Origin of the sequence: Pseudomonas sp. HOU2, from assembly GCF_040729435.1 — a bacterium.
Taxonomy (GTDB): domain Bacteria; phylum Pseudomonadota; class Gammaproteobacteria; order Pseudomonadales; family Pseudomonadaceae; genus Aquipseudomonas.
Window position 1 is genome coordinate 5276095 of record NZ_CP160398.1, and the last position, 17788, is coordinate 5293882.

Here is a 17788-nt window from a genome sequence, read left to right on the forward strand (position 1 = left end):
TTAGCCGTGTCGCTGCTTGAGAGTCAGTGAAATCTGTACAGTTCAGCCGGCAAAAGAAAACCCGCACGAGGCGGGTTTGTTTTTCACGCAGCCTGCAGCTGCTGATCCATCGCGGCGATGCATTCGCGCATCTGCTCGCGGCACTGGGACATGAGCATGGGCATGTCATCCATGGTCAGCCCGGCTGTAGGAATAGCCGGCAGCGAGCGTATGAGAATTTTACCGCTGCGCCAGCGGTTCAGGCGCATGTGCTTGATGTAGCTGCTGACACACACCGGCACGATCGGCACACCGGCGGCGATCGCCATCTGGAACGCGCCTTTCTTGAACGGCAGCAGTTCTTCACCGAGGTTGCGCGTGCCTTCCGGGAATACCCAGATCGACGTATCTTCGTGCTGCAAGGTGTGGGTGGTGGTGAGCATCGACTTGCGCGCCTTGTGCGCGTTCCCACGATCAATCAACACATTACCCGCGAGCCAGAACAGTTGCCCGAACAGCGGCACCCATTTCAGGCTTTTCTTGCCGATACACACGGTTCGTCGCGGCACCACGTTGCCGAACACGAACAGGTCGTAGTTGGACTGATGGTTGGCGACGATCACGCAACTGTCGGGTTTGTTCATCAACGGGCCGACATCGGCTTTTACCCGCAGGCGCAGAATGCACATCGCCGGAAGCGCATAGAGGCGGGCGCACAGTCGGCTGTTGTCCGGGTTGAACGGACGGCACAGCCCGAGGATCACTCCCAGCACGCCGGCCAGAATAAAGTGCAGGCCCATCAATAACATACGAAACACAAACAGCATTTTCAGGCCCCACCGGGACAAAAGGTGGCGCAGTGTACGGATGTGCACTGTTTTCGGCAATTGCTGCTATAGAGTGCGGAGATAGGCGATGTTTAAGCGCATGTTTCCGAGTTGATTGTCAGACCCGTACTAGAGCAGTCGACGCTCGATCAACCGAACGCGCAAGAAATAGCCCGACACGACGGTCGGGCTTTTCTTCGGCTTCGGAAGCGCGGGCTTAGCCCAGATGTTCCTGATCCTGGATGATCGCGTTGTCGAGGGCTTCGAGCAGCGCCTTGCGCACTTTGAGCTTGGTGTTCTTGTGTGCGTTCATGTTGATCTTCTTCAACTGACGCGCCGCGGCCAGGGCTGCGCCTTGCAGCTCTTCGGCAGCCACCACCTTGTCGAGGAAACCGGCATCCACCGCACTTTTCGGATCAAACATCTCGCCGTTGATCACCGAACGATGGAACGCCGAGCGGCGCAGGCGATCGCGCGCCAGCTCGATGCCGGCGTGGTGCATGGTCATGCCGATCTGCACTTCGTTCAGACCGATGCTGAACGGGCCATCAACGCCAATGCGGTAATCGGCAGACAGCAGCAGGAATGCACCTTTGGCTACGGCGTGGCCCGGGCAGGCAACGATCACCGGAAACGGGTGAGAGAGCAGGCGACGGGCGAGTGTCGAACCGGCGGTCACCAGCGCCACGGCTTCTTTCGGGCCGGCGGTCATCACCTTCAAGTCATAGCCGCCGGAGAGGATCCCCGGCTGACCGGTAATGATCACGATGGCACGATCAGTCACCGCCTGATCCAGCGCCGCGTTGAACGCCGCAATCACGTCCGGGGAAATGGCATTGACCTTGCCGTTGTTCAAGGTCAGGGTCGCGATACCGTCTTCGAGGTGGTAGGCAATCAACTCACTCATGACGCTATTCCTTGTAAGAAAGATGGGCAGACGTTACCCACCGCCGTAGGCCAGGTAAAGCGCTGTGACTGACTCGCCGGTCACCGTTTCCGGCCGCGCCCGGCGTAGCACGCCGTTCTGCTTCTATATAGAAGGGTGGCCGTCACCAGAGATTGGCCGGTTTGCCATCGCCCAGGGTGGGGCGAAACGCCTTTTTGTCTTAACCGCATGAAAATTCTGAAAAAAAGTTTGCCATCAGAAAAGCTTTCGACTACATTAGCGCGCCTCGACAGACAGAACATGTTTGAAGAGATACGGTGAAGTGTCCGAGTGGCTTAAGGAGCACGCCTGGAAAGTGTGTATACAGGAAACTGTATCGAGAGTTCGAATCTCTCCTTCACCGCCAAATTCAATACGCAGAACCCCTGATTTCGAAAGAGATCAGGGGTTTTGTGGTTTCTGGCGTCTGGATTTTAATCCGTCACGGAAGTCATGTGCGCAGGTGCCCGGTCTGATTTCCCATGGCACATTACAATCGCCGCTTTATCTGTAGAAAAAAGGATTGCTCCCATGATCATCTCCACCACCCACGCCATCGAAGGCCGACAGATCACCGCGTACCTGGACATTGTCAGCGCGGAGTCGGTGCAGGGCGTCAACGTGATCCGTGACATGTTTGCCGGCATGCGCGATTTTTTTGGTGGGCGCTCGCAGACGCTGGAGCGGGCGTTGAAAGAGGCGCGGGTTCAGGCGACGGACGAGATTAAGGAGCGGGCGCGGGCGTTGCAGGCGGATGCGGTGGTCGGGCTGGATTTCGAGATCAGCATGCCGGCGGGCAAGGGCGGCATGGTTGTGGTGTTCGCGACGGGGACGGCGGTCAAGTTGCGTTGATGTAATCGCCTGTTCAAGCGAGCCCATTCAGACGATGAATGGGCTTTTTGCGTTTTGCTTTCGGTCAGCCCTGAGGCTTGAGGATGACAAGTCCGTGGGCGTCATAGGTCAGGGGCGTATCGATCGCGACCAGAGGCGGGGTGCCGGTTGAGGGCGTTGGATCAGCAGGCTGACTCGGGTGGTAGATAACGCCGGGGGTCAGAACCGGTTTGTTCGGATAGGTGATGGTGATGTCGCCCGAAGCGAGCTTTTCCTTGAATTTCTCACCGGCGGCTTTGCCGGCAGCGATTTGTTCGTCCGTGAGTTTTACGACCGGCATTTCCGGAAATCCATTGATTTTCATGTTCTCTCCTTGAGATTCATTTGTATGAAAAAGGGCAACGGCCTGTGGCCGGGAATCTTTAGCGTTGTGAGATCAACGGTTCGTGCGGATGTTGAATTTGCGTAGGCCATTCGTCGGGCATCGGTCGAACTGAACCGCAAGTCCGGTAATGACCGGCTAGTCTCAAAAGCCTTGGAGGTCGATATTTTTTCAGGCAAAAGGGCTTTGCCGGTGTCGATCCATTGCAAAGGGGAGAGGCTATGACTGATCCGTATATCGAAGATGATGGAGCCGAATTTTCATTCAACAACTGTGTCCGTTGCGGCCAGACGGAGTACCAATCGGGCTTTGGCGAGGATCCGGTGCAGACCGGCAAGATCAAGTCCACAGCGCCCAAGGGGCCAAAGGCTAAATTCCTTCCAAAGGTGTCGGCCCGCTCAAGAAAGTAAAGTGAGACCGAACGACCCCGTCTATGAACGGGGTTTTTTATGCCTGATGTTTATGAAGGGAAATCTCCTACAAGTGATAGGACGGATTGTGTTTTTTTTCACAAACTTTTCACGTCCACGGACGTAGGGTGAAGCCATCCGTTAGAAAGCAAGTCTCCAGCCCGTCTCCCCAGCGGGCTTTTTTTTGCCTGCGATTAAACCTTTTGCCAAATCGCTGTCCAATCGGCGCCAAGTGCGCGGCGACAGCTGATTTATCTGGACTTCAGCGCGTCGGCAGCTTTCAATCTCGGCCCCTTTTGATCCCCCTATTTTTGAGGTTTTCGTCATGCGTCTAACATTGCCTGCTCTGGTTCTGGGGCTTCTGGTTGCTCAAGGTGCGGTCGCCGGTGAAGGCACTGCTGCACTCGGCGGCGGTCTGGGTGGTGCGCTGGGTAACGTGGTCGGCCAGAAGATGGGCGGCAGCACCGGCGCAGCGATTGGTGCCGGTGTTGCAGGTGCGGCCGGCAGTGCCATGGCAGCCGGCAAAGGCAGCCGCACCAAAGCGGCTATCGGCGGTGGTGTTGGCGCGGCCGGTGGTTCGGTGATCGGCAACAGCCTGGGTGGCCGAAATGGCGCGACCATTGGCGCCGGTCTGGGTGGCGCTGCGGGTGGTGCCGTCGGCGCCAACCTGTCCAAAGGGCACAAGCGTCACTGATAGCGAACGTTTGTCAGAAATAGCCCGGCTCGATGTCGGGCTTTTTCATGGCTGAACGTTTTCCCGAAAAATGTCTCCAATCTGACATAGGCCCTATGGGCATACCCTCCCGATTCGGGAACTGTGAGGTTCAAATGCGCTTGTCATTGTCTGCACTGTTTTTCGGATTACTCATCGCTCAAGGTGCGATGGCCGCCGGAGATGGCAGCGCCGCCGTGGGTGGCGGTTTGGGCGGTGTGCTCGGTAATGTGGTCGGTGGTCAGCTCGGTGGCAGCACCGGTGCCGCGGTCGGTGCGGGTGTTGGTGGCGCGGCGGGCAGCGCGGTCGGGGCGAATAAACACAATCGCACCGAAGCCGCCATTGGCGGTGGTCTCGGCGCGGCCGGCGGTTCGGTGGTCGGCAACAGCCTGGGCGGCTCCACCGGTTCGGCCATCGGTGCTGGTTTGGGTGGTGCGGCGGGTGGTGCAGTGGGCAATAATCTGGGTGGCGATGGCGGCAAAGCTCATTCCGGTGGTGGTCACAGGCACAACAAGTACAAACATAAAAATCGTCATCATTGATTGGATATCGAAAAACAAACCCGGCCTGGCGCCGGGTTTTTCGTGTCTGGCGGTCGGACTCTGGAACGATTGGCTGTAGGGCTTTTCGAACGTATACAACCCACCAGACGTAGAGGTTTGCCATGACGCCTGAAACCGAAGGCAAGGAAGAAAAAGGCCCGAGCGGTTTGCCGTTTATCAATGATCCGGGAAACGAGGATCCGGGGTCGCTGATGGACGATGCGACGGTGCCGTTGAATGATGCGGATGAGGCAGATATGGAGTATGAGGAGGATGAGGATGAGCAGTGATTGCTTGTTCTTTTGATTGAGTGCGGTAGTGCTGCTTTCGAGTTTTCAGGGCCTGGGTTTCTGTCAGGCCCTTTGTGAGGTGTGAGATGAGTGGTGAGCAGAAGGATGACGATGTCGATCAGACGCCGGAGTATCCGTTGCCTTCGCCTACGGATCCTTTGGAGCGGGATGAGTTGCCGTTGGAGGATGAGGAGGAGTAGCGCTCATCCTGTGATTCCTGGAAGGCTGCAAGCGCAAGGGCCAGTCCAAACATCACTTTAATTGGCTATTGGACAGAAAAAGAGACATCAATCCTGTCCGCACTGACTTTAACGAAGCGCCCATTCAGATGGGGATATTCGTAGTGGATATCCTGGTCCGAAAAATCGACAAACGATCGGAGGGTGTCTCCATCCAAGTAGCCATAAATGTCACAGGAGAAACCGCCATCAAGCATCTCAACCTGCTGGTTTTCGCGTTCAGTCGCTATCACGCACTCTTTATCAGGCAGCAGCATTTCGAACTCCACGTCGTAAGTGCTTCCCACCGCTATTTTTGAGGGGCTGTAGCTGACGAAACACCTGAGCGAAAAACCCTCAACTACCAAGTCAACAGCGTCTTCTACGAATTGATCTATTCCGACGACTAATGCTTTGTATGTCTTAGTCATGAGCAGGCCTCACGTTTTTATCTTGGGCGTTGCCATTGATGGTCCGCCAAAGTTCCTTTCCACTTTTGGTGTGTAACGTCGTAATTTCATCATTCGTGTTGGTGCCCACGAAAGCAAATTTCGCTTCACCTTTCCGATTGTTCCCCATCAATAGCAAATACCCTGATCGCACCTCTCCTTTGTATAAATACTCCACACGAGTACCTTGATTCACTACTTCTCGTGCGACGAGTAAATATTCCCCCTTGTTCATCGCCTTAAATTCGGCGCCATGCTTTTCAAAATGGCCTAAGAGCTTTTCGTCACTTCCAAAATCTTGAGGGCGGGAATTCGGTTTGGGAAGCGTTGGGTTAGCCTCATCAACAATTGAACCATCAACCCTGTCCGGTGATGAACAACCCGGCTTCTTCGGCGGCGGACAGTTGGCATTCAACCCCAACGGATCCACCCATCCCGTCGGATTCGGCACGTACTGGTATTGGTTTAGTCCTCCAGCCAACTTCACCGGATCCGGCGTCAGATACCGCCCCAGCCGCGGGTCGTAATACCGGTGCCGGTTGTAATGCAGTCCGCTTTCCGCATCGAAATACTGCCCCTGAAAGCGCAGCGGCTGGTCCAGGTAGTCCTCGCCGGCCAGGGTGATCCCGGCAACTTTGCCGTAGGCGTCGTATTGCGCCGACCAGACGATTTCGCCGCTGTAGTCGGTGAGTTCCTGCGGGGTGCCGAGGTGGTCGAGTTGGTAGTAGAACGGGCAGGCCTTTTTCGGGCCTTTGCCGTCGAGCAGGGCCAGGGGGCGGAAGGTGCCGGGTTCGTAGACGTAGCTGCGGTGGTGGGTTTTGCTGCTCTCGGCGACGAGGTGGTCGCCTTGCCAGAAGAACTCGGTGGTCTGGCCGTCGACGGTTTTGCGGATGCGTCGGCCGAAGGCGTCGTATTGATAGGACGCGGTTTGGCCGTCGGGGCGGGTCAGGCCGATCAGGCGGTGCTGGCAGTCGTAGCGGTATTCGGTGACGAGTTGCTGGTCGCGGCCACGGCGTTCGCGGATCAGGTTGCCGAAGACGTCGTAGTCGTAATGGCGGTCGCCCTGCATCAGCAGGCGGTTGCCTTTGATCCGGGTCGGGCCGGCGCGATCCTGCATCAGCAGGTTGCCGGCCGGATCGTGGGCGAAGGATTCCGGCAGTTCGTCGCGCGAGTGACGGACGCGAGTCAGCCGGTCGAGGGCGTCGTAGTAATAACTGCGCTGGCCGTGACGGCTGTCGGCGATACCGGCCAGATTGCCGTTGACCGCATAGCTGTAGTGACGCAAGTACAAGGGGCGCGTTTGCTGATTGACGGTATGCAGCTGTAATCGGCCCTGATCGTCGTAGGCATAGTCGCTGCGCAGCAGGCCTTGTTGCCGTTGTTGTTCGCGACCGGATTGATAAACGTGGCTGGTCAGCCGCGCGCCATTGAGGTCGATGGCCGTCAGCGCGCCGCCCTTGGCGTAGTGGAAATCGAGCTTGCTGTTGTCCGGCAGACGCTGGCGCTTGAGCTGGCCGCAGGCGTCATAGGCATAACGCAGGGTGCCCCAGCCCTGGTGCTCGGTGATCAGCCGGTCTTGTCGGTCGTATTCAAAGGCCAGCGGATGCTTTTGACCGTCATCGACCCCGGTCAAACGGCCCAGTCGGTCGTAGGTGTAGGCCACCTGAACCCCGTCAGGCAGGGTTTTCAGCAGCAGACGCCCGGCCGCATCACGCGCGTAGGCGGTGACCAGCGTCGAGCCGTCATTGCCGAACTCGGTCTTCTCCAGCAGGTGCCCGTTGCGGTCGTAGACGTAAGCGGTGCGCCGGCCGTCGAAGCCGGTTTCCTGTCGGATCAATCCGGTGGGCGTGTAGTCCAGGCAGTACTTTTCCCCGGACTCGTTCTCGATTTCCGTGAGCAACAACTGCGCATGGTCGTAGCGGTACTGCACCCGCGTGCCATCGGGATTGATCTTGCGCGAGACCAGATGCAGGTCGTCGTCATACTCGTAGCGGGTGATGTGCCCGAGTTCGTCGCGCTCGGCAGTGACCTGGCCGTAGGCGCCGTAGCTATAAGCGCGGGTAGCCCCCGTAGGAAAGGTCGTCTGTACCAGTCGGCCAACGGCGTCCCACTGCTGGCGAGTGATCGCACCGTGTTCGTCGCAAGTGGTGGTCCGTCGCCCCAGCGCATCGTAGGAAAAACGCCGCACACCACCGTCAGGCAGGGTCTCTTCGGTCAGTTGGCCGAGGTCGTTCCACAACAACTTGTGCCGGCTGCTGTCCGGGTAGCGGATCGACAGCAATTGCCCGCGCATGTCGTAGTAGTAATGGGTGACCTGACCGTCGGGATCGACCGCCTCGGTGACATCGCCCTCGGCGTTGCGCCGAAATGTCCAGACTGCGTCACCGCGAGAACGGCTGTGCAGGAAACCGTTGCGATACTCGTAGGACGTTGGCTCATCGTCTGGCGGAAGCAGCGCGATCAGCCGTCCGACGTCGTCGTAGCGGTATTCGGTGACCGCGCCCAGCGGATCCTGCTCGGCGATCAGCCGCCCCGCGTCGTCATAAGCCTTGAGGTGCTCACCACCATCGGCCTCGACCTTGCGCACCAGCCGTGCGCTGTCATCGTGGGCGTAGGTTTCTTCGGTGCCATCGACGTAATGCACCGTGACGCGGCCGTCGTCGTCCCAGACATACCGCGTGTTCATCTGCGCGAACGAGGCCCAATGGCGCACGCAACGCGCCGACTTGCCCGAGCGTTCCCATTCCCAGAAAAAGCTCGCGCCGCCGGTCAGTTGCCGCTGCAGGATGACGTGCTGGTCGTCGTAGTCGTAACGTTCGCTGTCACCGACGGCGTTGGTCGCGGCCGACAAACGCTGACGGGCGTCGTAGCAATAACTGACCAGCGTTTGCTCGGTGCGCCAGCCATCAGCCTCAAGCACCTGGTAATCAACCGCGACTAGATGCGCCCGGTCGTAGCGCAACAACAGCGAGCGCCCGGCGCCATTGTCCAAGCGCTGCACACGCTCGGAAAAATCGCGATGCACCGTCAGACGATTGCCATACCCATCACTGACCGCGACCAACCGCCCGGCGCGAAAGTGATAAAACCGCGCCACATCCCCCGCCAGCGCGAGAATCAGTTCTTCCGGTTCATCCCCGAGAAAAATCGCCGCCCGCGACAGGCTGTTGTGAATCGCCGGCCGCTCAACACCGGGCAACGGAAACCGCGTGCGGCGGTTCTCGTGATCGACCCAGACCACCGCATCGCCATCGAACTCCAGCCGATGCGCCAGTGAATGACTCCAGCCAAACCCCAGCCCGATATCGATCTCCACCGCACTGGTGCGGTACAAGCGGGTGAACTCGAACGGCAGCAAACCATCCAGCGTGCCGTCGGTCAGGGTCAGCAATTCCTCGCCGGTGACCATCGACACCGGACAGCCGTTGGTGCAGGTCAGCGGCGAGCAATCGGCGCTGTCACCGTTGGGGTTTTTCGCCTGGTTCGAAGCGTCGTCGTGAGGTTCGTGACGCTCCATCCGGGTCGTGCCACGGGACTTGTCACGAACCATCGGTGCCGGATTCGGCACGGTGAAAACCACAGCATCCGCCTGACGAATGTTCAGCGGGATCGCCGGCGTTGGCTTCAACGGCACATCGCGAGCGTTGACCAGCAACGGCTTCAACGCGCCGGCGTGCTGGTTCAGATCGGCAGGGGAGGTCAGTTCGCTCAGACGCAACGCCGACGCGGCCAGCCATTCTCGCGCCCGGGGCGACCTGATCTTGCTCAGTACCTTGCTGCTCAGTCGCACGGGCACGCCAACGCCGCCGGCAACGCGCATCAGCAAAAAGCTGATCAACAACTCGACCCGAACTTCTGCCACCACTTCCGCCAGGTACTGCGGCGGCAGCATCTTCAACCAACTGTTAAACGCGGCCAGCTGGATAAACAGCAACGGCTCGTCACTGAGGATCAGCAAGCCATTGGCGATGGCCTCACTGGAGGCGTCGAGCAGCGCTTGCAGCTCGACATCGCTCAAGTACTGCAGAAGTTTTTCGCTGTTGGCCTGCAGGTCGGCGAGCAGGCCGAACAGCTGTTTAACGTCATCCCAGATGGCGTGCAGGGCTTTCTCGAAACCGCGCCAGTCGGCCTGTTGCAATTGCTGGTAACGATCAGCCAAACCGGCGCCGGAAAACTCCGCCCACAGTGGCTGAAACCCGTCCCACTCCTGACGAAGCCAGACCTCCAGCCCATCCACAATCCCGTCGTAGGAGGCATACAGCGCTTGGATATGGGTGCTGGAAACATCAGGAAAGAAGGTGATGCGATAACGCTGGCCCCGGTCGCAATCGCTGACTTCCAGAATGCCGCTCGGGCCGATGGTATGGCGCAGCGGTTCACCGAAACTCAATACCCCGTCGATTTCGCCGATCACCGGTTCGAGCAGCACCGGGGTATTGCCGATCGGTACGAAGCGCGCCGCCTCGAACAGGTGCACCAGAGTCAACGGACCGCTCGCGGGGCACATGACCACCGAGGTCTGGATCGGCTGGCGGGATTTGACGGGCGCGCTGAGGTGGACGTCGTTGCCGACCTTGAACACCTGCTCGACATCCAGCGCCGTCCCGGTCCAGAACTGCTCGGCCCAGGCCTCGTAGTTGTTCAGGCACAGGCGGAACTCGTGGATCAATGTTTCGAAGTCCGGGTGTTGCGGGTTCAGGGCGGCAACCACCAGCAGGCCGATGCTGTTGTTCAGGGCCAGGAGCCGATCGGTTTGGAACATTCGCAGGCACTCGCGCACGTGAAAGAGGTGCGCGGACTTTGCGGGGGATCAAACGGGAAAGAAGTCGGGAAAGTAGGCGTTATCTGTAGGGCATTTCGCTAAATACCAGCGAGTCATTCCATGGCCCTTAAACATTGCCCGTTGCTCAATGTCCGCCGGCCTCGTTATGCTGCTGAACCCATTAATCAGATCCGCGTAGCGGCGCCGGCTGGGCCGCCCGGGATGTTTTTGATAACGGATCCGATGATGAATGCACCGATGAAGACGTTTGGCCCGATCAAGGCCGTGATTTTCGACATGGACGGTTTGTTGCTGGACACCGAAGGCATCTACACCGAGGTTACCTCGCTGATTGCCGAGCGTTACGGGCGGACCTTCGACTGGAGCGTTAAACAGAACATCATCGGTCGTGGCGCCAATGACCTGGCGAACTACGTGGTGCAGGCGCTGGATCTGCCGATCAGCGCCGAAGAGTTTCTGCTGATCCGCGAACCGCTGATGCGTGAACGCTTCCCCAAGGCCCAGGCGATGCCGGGCGCGGAGGAACTGATTCGCCACCTCAAGGCACACAACATTCCGATCGCCGTGGGCACCAGTTCGTCGCGGCAGTCGTTCGGCCAGAAAACCACCCTGCACCGCGACTGGTTTGCCCTGTTCGATTTCATTGTCACGGCGGACGATCCGGAAGTCGGTGCAGCGAAACCGGCGCCGGACATCTTCCTCACGGCGGCCCGGCGTCTGGGCGTCGCGCCTGAGGATTGTCTGGTATTCGAGGATTCGCCGTTTGGCGTAACCGCAGCGAAAGCGGCGGGGATGACCGCTATCGCGATTCCCGATGCGGCCATGGCCGACGAAAAATACGCACACGCCGACGGGATTTTGCGCACGCTCAAGGCGTTCACCCCGAGTGCCTGCGGTTTGCCGGCGCTGGAGTGGGCTTGATCAGCCAATAAGCGCCCATAAAAAACGCCGCCCTCGGCAAAGAGGCGCGGCGTTTTTTGTACCCGGGATTCAGCGCAATCAGGCGCCAAAACCACCGTCGATGGTCAGGCTGGCACCGGTGATGTAACCGGCTTCCGGGCCTACCAGATAGGCAACGAAGCTGGCGATTTCATCGGCGGTGCCGTAACGACCGACGGCCATCAGCGGGATCAGGCTCTCGGCGAAATCGCCATGGGCCGGGTTCATGTCGGTGTCGACCGGGCCGGGCTGCACGTTGTTGATGGTGATGCCGCGAGGGCCGAGGTCGCGGGCCAGGCCTTTGGTCAGGCCGACCAGCGCCGATTTGCTCATCGCATACACACCGCCACCACCGAAGGGCATGCGGTCGGCGTTGGTGCTGCCGATGTTGACGATGCGCGAGCCTTCGCCCATGTGTTTTGCCGCTTCCTGAGAAGCGATGAATACGCTGCGCACGTTGATCGCCAGAGTCTGGTCGAAATCTTCCAGTTTGAAGTCTTCCAGCGGCGCGATGGCCAGGACGCCGGCGTTGTTCACCAGAATATCCAGGCGGCCAAAGGCCTCGACCGTGGCGCTGACGGCATTGCGGATGGCTTTTTCATCGGCGCTGTCGGCCTTGATCGCCAAGGCTTTGCCGCCGTTGGCGATGATGCTGTTCTGCAACTCTTCAGCCTTGGCGGTGGAGCTGACGTAGGTGAATGCGACAGCGGCGCCTTCGGCGGCCAGACGTTTGACGATGGCGGCGCCAATACCACGGGAACCGCCTTGAATCAGAGCGACTTTGCCGCTGAGGTGTTGAGTGGTCATGTTCGATCTCCAGAGAATTCAAGGCGGGGTGCCTTGGTGTTGGAACCGAGTATCGGCCTCGCATCGACAACCGTGTAGACCATGATTGCTATAGTCTGTGTAAACCAGAAGTTTATAGTGACGATCATGGAAACGTTCAGCAGCATCGAATGCTTCGTGCGCAGCGCCGAAGTCGGCAGTTTCGCCGAAGCCGCCCGGCGCTTGAGCCTGACCCCGGCCGCCGTCGGCAAGAGTGTGGCGAAGCTCGAGGTGCGCCTCGGGGTAAGGCTGTTCCAGCGTAGTACACGCAGCCTGACTCTGACCGAGGCCGGTCAGCTGTTTTTGAGTCAGGTCAGTGGCAGTCTGACGACGATTCAGAATGCGGTGGCTAATCTGTCGAGTGTCGAAGGACTGCCGGCGGGGTCGCTGAAGGTCAGCATGGGCACGGCTTTCGGCTGCCTGCACATCGTGCCGATGCTCGGTGAGTTTTTACGGCGCTACCCGGCGATCAGCCCGGATTGGCATTTTGATAACCGTCAGGTCGATCTGATCGGGCAGGGTTTCGATGCGGCCATCGGTGGCGGTTTCGAATTGCCCCAAGGGGTGGTGGCACGCAGGTTGAGTCCGGCGCATCGAGTGTTGGTGGCGTCCACGGATTATTTGCAGGCCAATCCGGCCATTACAGAGCCGGACGAACTCAAGTACCACGACGGCATTCTGATTCGCTCGCCGCAAACCGGGCGCGTACGTTCCTGGCAGTTGACCGGTCGTGATCCTCAGGTCTGTCGCCCTTTGACGCTCAAGGCGCGCATGACCATGAGCGACTCCGAAGCCGCTTGCATCGCGGCCTGCCAGGGCCTGGGCATTGCCTTGGTGAGCATGCCGTTTGCCTCGGGGTATCTGGAGTCGGGCCGGTTGCAGCGGGTGCTGCCGGACTGGTACATCGACGACGGCTACACCTCGATCTATTACGCCGAACACAAGTTGCTGCCGGGCAAAACCCGGGCGTTTGTCGATTTTTTGATTGAGCAGTTTGCGCAGCGGGGGTTGGCGCAGCGGTTCAGTGCTGTCTGAGCAGGACTTTGGGACCGAGGTGATGCCATCGCGGGCAAGCCACGCTCCCACAGGTTCTTCGTCGTTCACATGATGGTGATACAACGCGAAACCTGTGGGAGCGTGGCTTGCCCGCGATGAACGATAACCCGGTCTACCGGGCAAACCGCTGCGCCCAGCCAATGATCTGCTTCGGTCGTGGCGTCGCGTAAGTCCGCACCTTGGACGTCGATAACCCCAATCGCACCAGCGATTCAGCAATGGTCACCGCCGCCGTCACGCCATCCACCACCGGCACCCCGGTGCGGCGACGGATCTGTTCATCCAGTCCGGCCATGCCGCCGCAACCCAGGCAAATCACTTCGGCCTTGTCCTGAGTCACCGCCAGTTCCGCCTGCTGCACGATGGCTTCCAGCGCGCGCTGCGGTTCATGCTCCAGCTCCAGCACCGCCAGGCCGCTGGCCCGCACCGACGCACAGCGATCCCACAGGCCCGATAGTTTCAGCCGATCCTCGATCAGCGGCACGGTGCGATCCAGCGTGGTGACTACTGAATAGGCGTGGCCGAGAAACATCGCGGTGCTGGCAGCGGCGTCGGTGATATCCACCACCGGCACATTGAGCAATTCCTGCAAGCCTTCGCGACCGTGTTCGCCGTAGCCGGCCTGAATCACCGCGTCGAACGGTTGGTCGTAGGACATCACCCGGTCCATCACGGCGATGGCTGCCAGGTAACTTTCGAAATTGCCTTCCACCGAGTCGGCGCCGAAGAACGGCGTGAGGCCGACGATTTCCGTGCCGGGAGACGCGACGGCCTGTGCCGAGCGGGCGATGGCCTGGGTGATGGATTCGGTGGTGTTGACGTTGACCACAAGAATACGCATGGGAAGTCCTTATTGCGGGCAGTTCAGCGGCCCAAATCCGGGCCGCAAGGAAGTTAATGGCTGACGTTGTCGACGGCGATCGATTCGCCGCTGATGTCGGCGTAGTGCGGCTGACGTTTGGCGATGATCAGGTAGAGCATTCCGGCAATGCCGGCGCCCACCAGCCAGGAGAACGGCGAGATGCTGTGGAAGCCCGGCACCAGCGCCAGGACAATGGCGATCAACGCTGCCGGAATGAACGCCGCCACCGCGCGGAAATTCACTCCGCGGCTGTAGTAATAGGCGCCATTGGGGTCTTCGCTGTAGAGCTGCGGGACGTGGATCCGGCCTTTGCGGATCAACCAGTAGTCGACCATGATCACCCCGTACAACGGGCCGAGCAGGGCGCCGAGGCCGGAGAGGAAGTACACGATCACCAGCGGGCTGTTGTAGAGGTTCCACGGCAGGATCAGCACGGCGATGGTCGCGCTGATCAGCCCGGCGCGGCGGAAGGTCAGGTACTTCGGCGCCAGGTTGCTGAGGACGAAGGCCGGGGCGACGAAGTTGGCCATGATGTTCACCGCCACGGTGACGATCAGGAACGCCAGGCAACCGAGCACCAGAAAGAACGTATTGGGAATCGAGGCGATGATTTCGGTCGGGCTTTCGATGATCCGTCCGTTGATCTGAAATTGCGCACCGCAGAGCAGGACGGTGATGGCAGCGAACACCAGTATGTTCACCGGCAGGCCCCAGAAATTGCCAACCTTGATGGTCTTGCGGCACGGCGAAGAACGCGCAAAGTCGCAGAAATTGAGGATCAGCGTGCCGTAGATCGCCAGCCAAAGTGCGCCGCCGGCAAAGATGTTGCGCCACATTTCGCCACCGCTCAGCGGTTCGCGGATCGACCAGGCAATGGTCGCGTTGGCCTGGGTGTACATCCAGGCGGCGAGGGCGGCGACGGTCAGCAGAATCACCGGGCCGGCAAAGGCTTCGTAGCGGCGAACCATTTCCATGCCGTAGGCGAGGATCGCCAGTTGCACGAACCAGATCGCCACGAAACACACCCAGCCCAGGGTCGACAGACCGAGGATCGAGTTGTGGTCGTAATCGGCGAAGCCAGGATGAATCGCCGTCAGCAGCACGCGAAATACCACCGACGCCAGATACGTCTGAATGCCGAACCAGGCGATGGCGATCACCGCGCGAATCAGTGCTGGAATCTGCGCGCCGTGGATGCCGAAACTGATCCGGCTGATCACCGGAAACGGCACCCCGGTTTTCTGTCCCATGTAGCCGGACAGGTTCATGAAGAAGTACACCAGCGCCGCGCCGATCCCCAGCGACAGCAGAATCTGCCAGCCCCCCAGACCCAACGCATACAGGCCGATGGCGAACGAGTAGTTGGCGATGTTGTGCACATCGTTGGTCCACAGGGCAAAGATGCTGTATTTGCCCCAGCGCCGACCTTCGGCGCGGGTCGGTGCCAGGTCGCGGTTGTGCAGGCGCGGGCTGAGTTGTAACGGTTGAGCCAGACCCGCGTCGGGCAATGGCTGGTCGAGGGCAGAGGCGGGCAGATTCAGCGCGATGTTGTTGGAGAGACTTGTACGCATTCCGGCAGGCTCCTGATGGGCGGGCCGCGATGACTGTGCATGAGCCCAGGGCTCGACAAATCTTCGGCGCGGCCAGCAAACATCACTGGTTACGGGGCATCTGCAGCCTGTACGGGATAGGGCGCTTCAGGCTTGCGGATCGAAAGTGTGTGGTCATGTTTTGCGGTTTTGTATACAAAACATGTATGCACTAAAGCCAGATCTGTGCCAGTCAGCGATCTATGCAGCGCTGCGCTCATTTCGAAAAGTTATCGAAGAGCGCTAAGTGTTTGAAAATAAGTGGTTATAAATTGACCGATTGAACAGGTATTTATTTTTTGCGGGGGATTTTGCGGAGGGGGCAAAGCGCAGGGATATTCAGAAGGGATGTAACTTTTCAGGGCGTGAAAACAAAAAGTGCACACATAAATGGCACCGATGGTGACATTCGTGTGTACACATTTTTTCATGGCACCACGAAGCAAATGTGTGAGCGAGCTTGCTCGCGAAGGCGTCTTTCCAGTCAACAAATCCGGTGACTGTCAGACCGCTTTCGCGAGCAAGCTCGCTCCCACAGGGGGGCATCATTGAGACAGAGATTTACGCCTTGCTGATGATATTCCCCGCATGCAACCCGCACTCTTTCTGCGTCGCTTCTTCCCACCACCAGCGGCCTTCGCGCTCATGCTGGTTCGGCAGCACCGGGCGGGTGCAGGGTTCGCAGCCGATGCTGATGAAGCCGCGTTCATGCAGGCTGTTGTACGGCAGTTCGAGCATGCGGATGTAACCCCAGATCTCTTCGCTGGTCATCTGCGCCAGCGGGTTGAACTTGTAGAGCGTGCGTTCCGGGGTGGAGAACGCGGTGTCGATCTCCAGCACGGCCACGGCGCTGCGGGTGCCCGGGCTCTGGTCGCGGCGCTGGCCGGTGGCCCAGGCTGTGACGCCGGACAGTTTGCGCCGCAGTGGTTCGATCTTGCGGATGCCGCAGCATTCGCCATGGCCATCTTTATAGAAACTGAACAGGCCTTTCTCCTTCACGAACGGTTCGAGTTTCGTGTAGTCCGGCGACACCAGTTCGATATCGATCTTGTAGTGCTCGCGCACTTGATCGATAAAGCGATAGGTTTCCGGATGCAGGCGGCCGGTGTCGAGGCTGAACACCTTGACGTTCTTGTTCAGCTTCCAGGCCATGTCCACCAGCACCACATCCTCGGCGCCGCTGAAAGAGATCCACAGTTCATCACCGAACTCGGCGAACGCGAGTTTCAGGATGTCCTGGGCGGATTTGTTGGCATAGGTCGTGGCGAGTTCCACGACATCGAACGTTGGGCTCATCAGGGCGGCTTCCTACAGGTCGGTGGCGCTGGGCGCTCTATATGGCGGCGATGTTAACAAAAAGCGGCGGCGTACGGGGCGCCCGCTGCGTTGCACGGTGGCGGGGGAGTCGCTAGAGTTCGGGCTCGCTCGACTCAATAATCACTACAAACGGGAGTGTCTTGTGGAAATTGCTTGCCTGGATCTGGAAGGGGTACTGGTGCCGGAAATCTGGATCGCCTTCGCCGAAAAAACCGGAATCGACTCGCTCAAGGCCACCACCCGGGACATTCCCGATTACGACGTGCTGATGAAGCAGCGCCTGCGCATCCTCGACGAGCACGGCCTGAAACTCTCGGACATTCAGGAAGTGATCGCCACCCTCAAGCCGCTGGACGGCGCGGTGGAGTTCGTCGACTGGCTGCGCGAGCGCTTCCAGGTGGTGATTCTCTCGGACACCTTTTACGAGTTCTCCCAGCCGCTGATGCGTCAGCTGGGCTTTCCGACCTTGCTTTGCCACCGCCTGATCACCGACGACAGCGGGCGAGTGACCAGCTATCAATTGCGTCAGAAAGATCCCAAGCGTCAGTCGGTGCTGGCGTTCAAGAGCCTGTACTACCGGGTGATTGCGGCGGGGGATTCGTATAACGACACGAGCATGCTCGGCGAGGCGGATGCGGGGATTCTGTTCCACGCGCCGGACAACGTGATTCGCGAGTTCCCGCAGTTCCCGGCGGTGCATACGTTTGCCGAGTTGAAGCAGGAGTTCCTCAAGGCCTCGAACCGGGATTTGAGTTTGTAATTACAACATTGTGGCGAGGGAGCTTGCTCCCGCTCGGCTGCGCAGCAGTCGTAAGATTTTGGGGAGCGCTTCGCACTCCAGCGGGAGCAAGC

Annotated in this window: 17 protein-coding genes and 1 tRNA gene; 9 read left to right on the top strand and 9 right to left on the bottom strand. The window is 59.3% G+C overall.

The features are described 5' to 3' along the window. Positions 1–83: 83 nt before the first annotated feature. Positions 84–806 (bottom strand): 1-acylglycerol-3-phosphate O-acyltransferase, encoded by a 723-nt coding sequence (locus tag ABV589_RS23965; RefSeq protein ID WP_047292972.1) that lies wholly within the window; start codon positions 804–806, stop codon positions 84–86. A gap of 217 nt (positions 807–1023) precedes the next feature. Continuing rightward, positions 1024–1713 carry a crotonase/enoyl-CoA hydratase family protein gene (locus ABV589_RS23970; protein WP_007960722.1) on the bottom strand — a complete coding sequence of 230 codons (690 nt, stop codon included), beginning with the start codon at positions 1711–1713 and terminating at the stop codon, positions 1024–1026. 295 nt (positions 1714–2008) lie between these two features. Between ABV589_RS23970 and ABV589_RS23975 the strand changes: the two genes are divergently transcribed. Together ABV589_RS23975 and ABV589_RS23980 are read left to right on the top strand one after the other, a co-directional pair. Beyond that, positions 2009–2098, top strand: a tRNA-Ser gene (locus ABV589_RS23975). 164 nt (positions 2099–2262) lie between these two features. Further along, on the top strand, positions 2263–2583 hold the full coding sequence (locus ABV589_RS23980) for a YbjQ family protein (RefSeq protein ID WP_027613311.1): 321 nt from the start codon (positions 2263–2265) through the stop codon (positions 2581–2583). Positions 2584–2647: 64 nt separating this feature from the next. On the opposite strand, the gene ABV589_RS23985 is transcribed toward ABV589_RS23980, so the two are convergent. Then, positions 2648–2926 (bottom strand): hypothetical protein, encoded by a 279-nt coding sequence (locus tag ABV589_RS23985; RefSeq protein WP_367083945.1) that lies wholly within the window; start codon positions 2924–2926, stop codon positions 2648–2650. 239 nt (positions 2927–3165) lie between these two features. Between ABV589_RS23985 and ABV589_RS23990 the strand changes: the two genes are divergently transcribed. From ABV589_RS23990 to ABV589_RS24005, 4 genes are all read left to right on the top strand, one after another. Then, on the top strand, positions 3166–3354 hold the full coding sequence (locus ABV589_RS23990; protein ID WP_007960727.1) for a hypothetical protein: 189 nt from the start codon (positions 3166–3168) through the stop codon (positions 3352–3354). Between the two features lie 325 nt (positions 3355–3679). Then, positions 3680–4048 (top strand): glycine zipper domain-containing protein, encoded by a 369-nt coding sequence (locus tag ABV589_RS23995; RefSeq protein WP_007960728.1) that lies wholly within the window; start codon positions 3680–3682, stop codon positions 4046–4048. A gap of 134 nt (positions 4049–4182) precedes the next feature. After that, a complete protein-coding gene (locus ABV589_RS24000) occupies positions 4183–4608 on the top strand; it encodes a YMGG-like glycine zipper-containing protein (protein ID WP_367083946.1) in 426 nt (141 codons plus the stop codon). Positions 4609–4730: 122 nt separating this feature from the next. Beyond that, complete coding sequence (locus ABV589_RS24005) at positions 4731–4898, top strand: hypothetical protein (RefSeq protein ID WP_003223252.1); 168 nt, start codon at positions 4731–4733, stop codon at positions 4896–4898. 265 nt (positions 4899–5163) lie between these two features. Here ABV589_RS24005 and ABV589_RS24010 read toward each other — a convergent pair whose 3' ends face one another. Together ABV589_RS24010 and ABV589_RS24015 are read right to left on the bottom strand one after the other, a co-directional pair. Continuing rightward, on the bottom strand, positions 5164–5547 hold the full coding sequence (locus ABV589_RS24010) for a hypothetical protein (protein ID WP_367083947.1): 384 nt from the start codon (positions 5545–5547) through the stop codon (positions 5164–5166). Beyond that, positions 5540–10327: an RHS repeat-associated core domain-containing protein gene (locus ABV589_RS24015; protein ID WP_367083948.1), complete on the bottom strand. Its 4788-nt coding sequence runs from the start codon at positions 10325–10327 to the stop codon at positions 5540–5542. The genes ABV589_RS24010 and ABV589_RS24015 overlap by 8 nt, the downstream gene beginning before the upstream one ends. Positions 10328–10573: 246 nt before the next feature. Here ABV589_RS24015 and ABV589_RS24020 point away from each other — a divergent pair, with 246 nt between their 5' ends. After that, complete coding sequence (locus ABV589_RS24020; protein ID WP_027613306.1) at positions 10574–11269, top strand: HAD-IA family hydrolase; 696 nt, start codon at positions 10574–10576, stop codon at positions 11267–11269. Positions 11270–11347: 78 nt separating this feature from the next. Here ABV589_RS24020 and ABV589_RS24025 read toward each other — a convergent pair whose 3' ends face one another. Then, on the bottom strand, positions 11348–12094 hold the full coding sequence (locus tag ABV589_RS24025; protein WP_367083949.1) for a 3-oxoacyl-ACP reductase family protein: 747 nt from the start codon (positions 12092–12094) through the stop codon (positions 11348–11350). Between the two features lie 126 nt (positions 12095–12220). Here ABV589_RS24025 and ABV589_RS24030 point away from each other — a divergent pair, with 126 nt between their 5' ends. Continuing rightward, complete coding sequence (locus ABV589_RS24030) at positions 12221–13147, top strand: LysR family transcriptional regulator (RefSeq protein WP_367083950.1); 927 nt, start codon at positions 12221–12223, stop codon at positions 13145–13147. A 133-nt stretch (positions 13148–13280) separates the two neighbouring features. On the opposite strand, the gene ABV589_RS24035 is transcribed toward ABV589_RS24030, so the two are convergent. The 3 genes from ABV589_RS24035 to ABV589_RS24045 all read right to left on the bottom strand — a co-directional run bounded on the left by ABV589_RS24035 (position 13281) and on the right by ABV589_RS24045 (position 16915). Further along, a complete protein-coding gene (locus ABV589_RS24035) occupies positions 13281–14009 on the bottom strand; it encodes an aspartate/glutamate racemase family protein (protein WP_367083951.1) in 729 nt (242 codons plus the stop codon). Between the two features lie 53 nt (positions 14010–14062). Further along, positions 14063–15601 carry an NCS1 family nucleobase:cation symporter-1 gene (locus ABV589_RS24040; protein ID WP_367083952.1) on the bottom strand — a complete coding sequence of 513 codons (1539 nt, stop codon included), beginning with the start codon at positions 15599–15601 and terminating at the stop codon, positions 14063–14065. A 579-nt stretch (positions 15602–16180) separates the two neighbouring features. Next, a complete protein-coding gene (locus tag ABV589_RS24045; protein WP_367083953.1) occupies positions 16181–16915 on the bottom strand; it encodes a phosphoadenylyl-sulfate reductase in 735 nt (244 codons plus the stop codon). A 163-nt stretch (positions 16916–17078) separates the two neighbouring features. On the opposite strand from ABV589_RS24045, the gene thrH reads away from it, so the two are divergent. Next, positions 17079–17696: a bifunctional phosphoserine phosphatase/homoserine phosphotransferase ThrH gene (gene thrH, locus ABV589_RS24050; RefSeq protein ID WP_367083954.1), complete on the top strand. Its 618-nt coding sequence runs from the start codon at positions 17079–17081 to the stop codon at positions 17694–17696. Positions 17697–17788 lie beyond the last annotated feature (92 nt).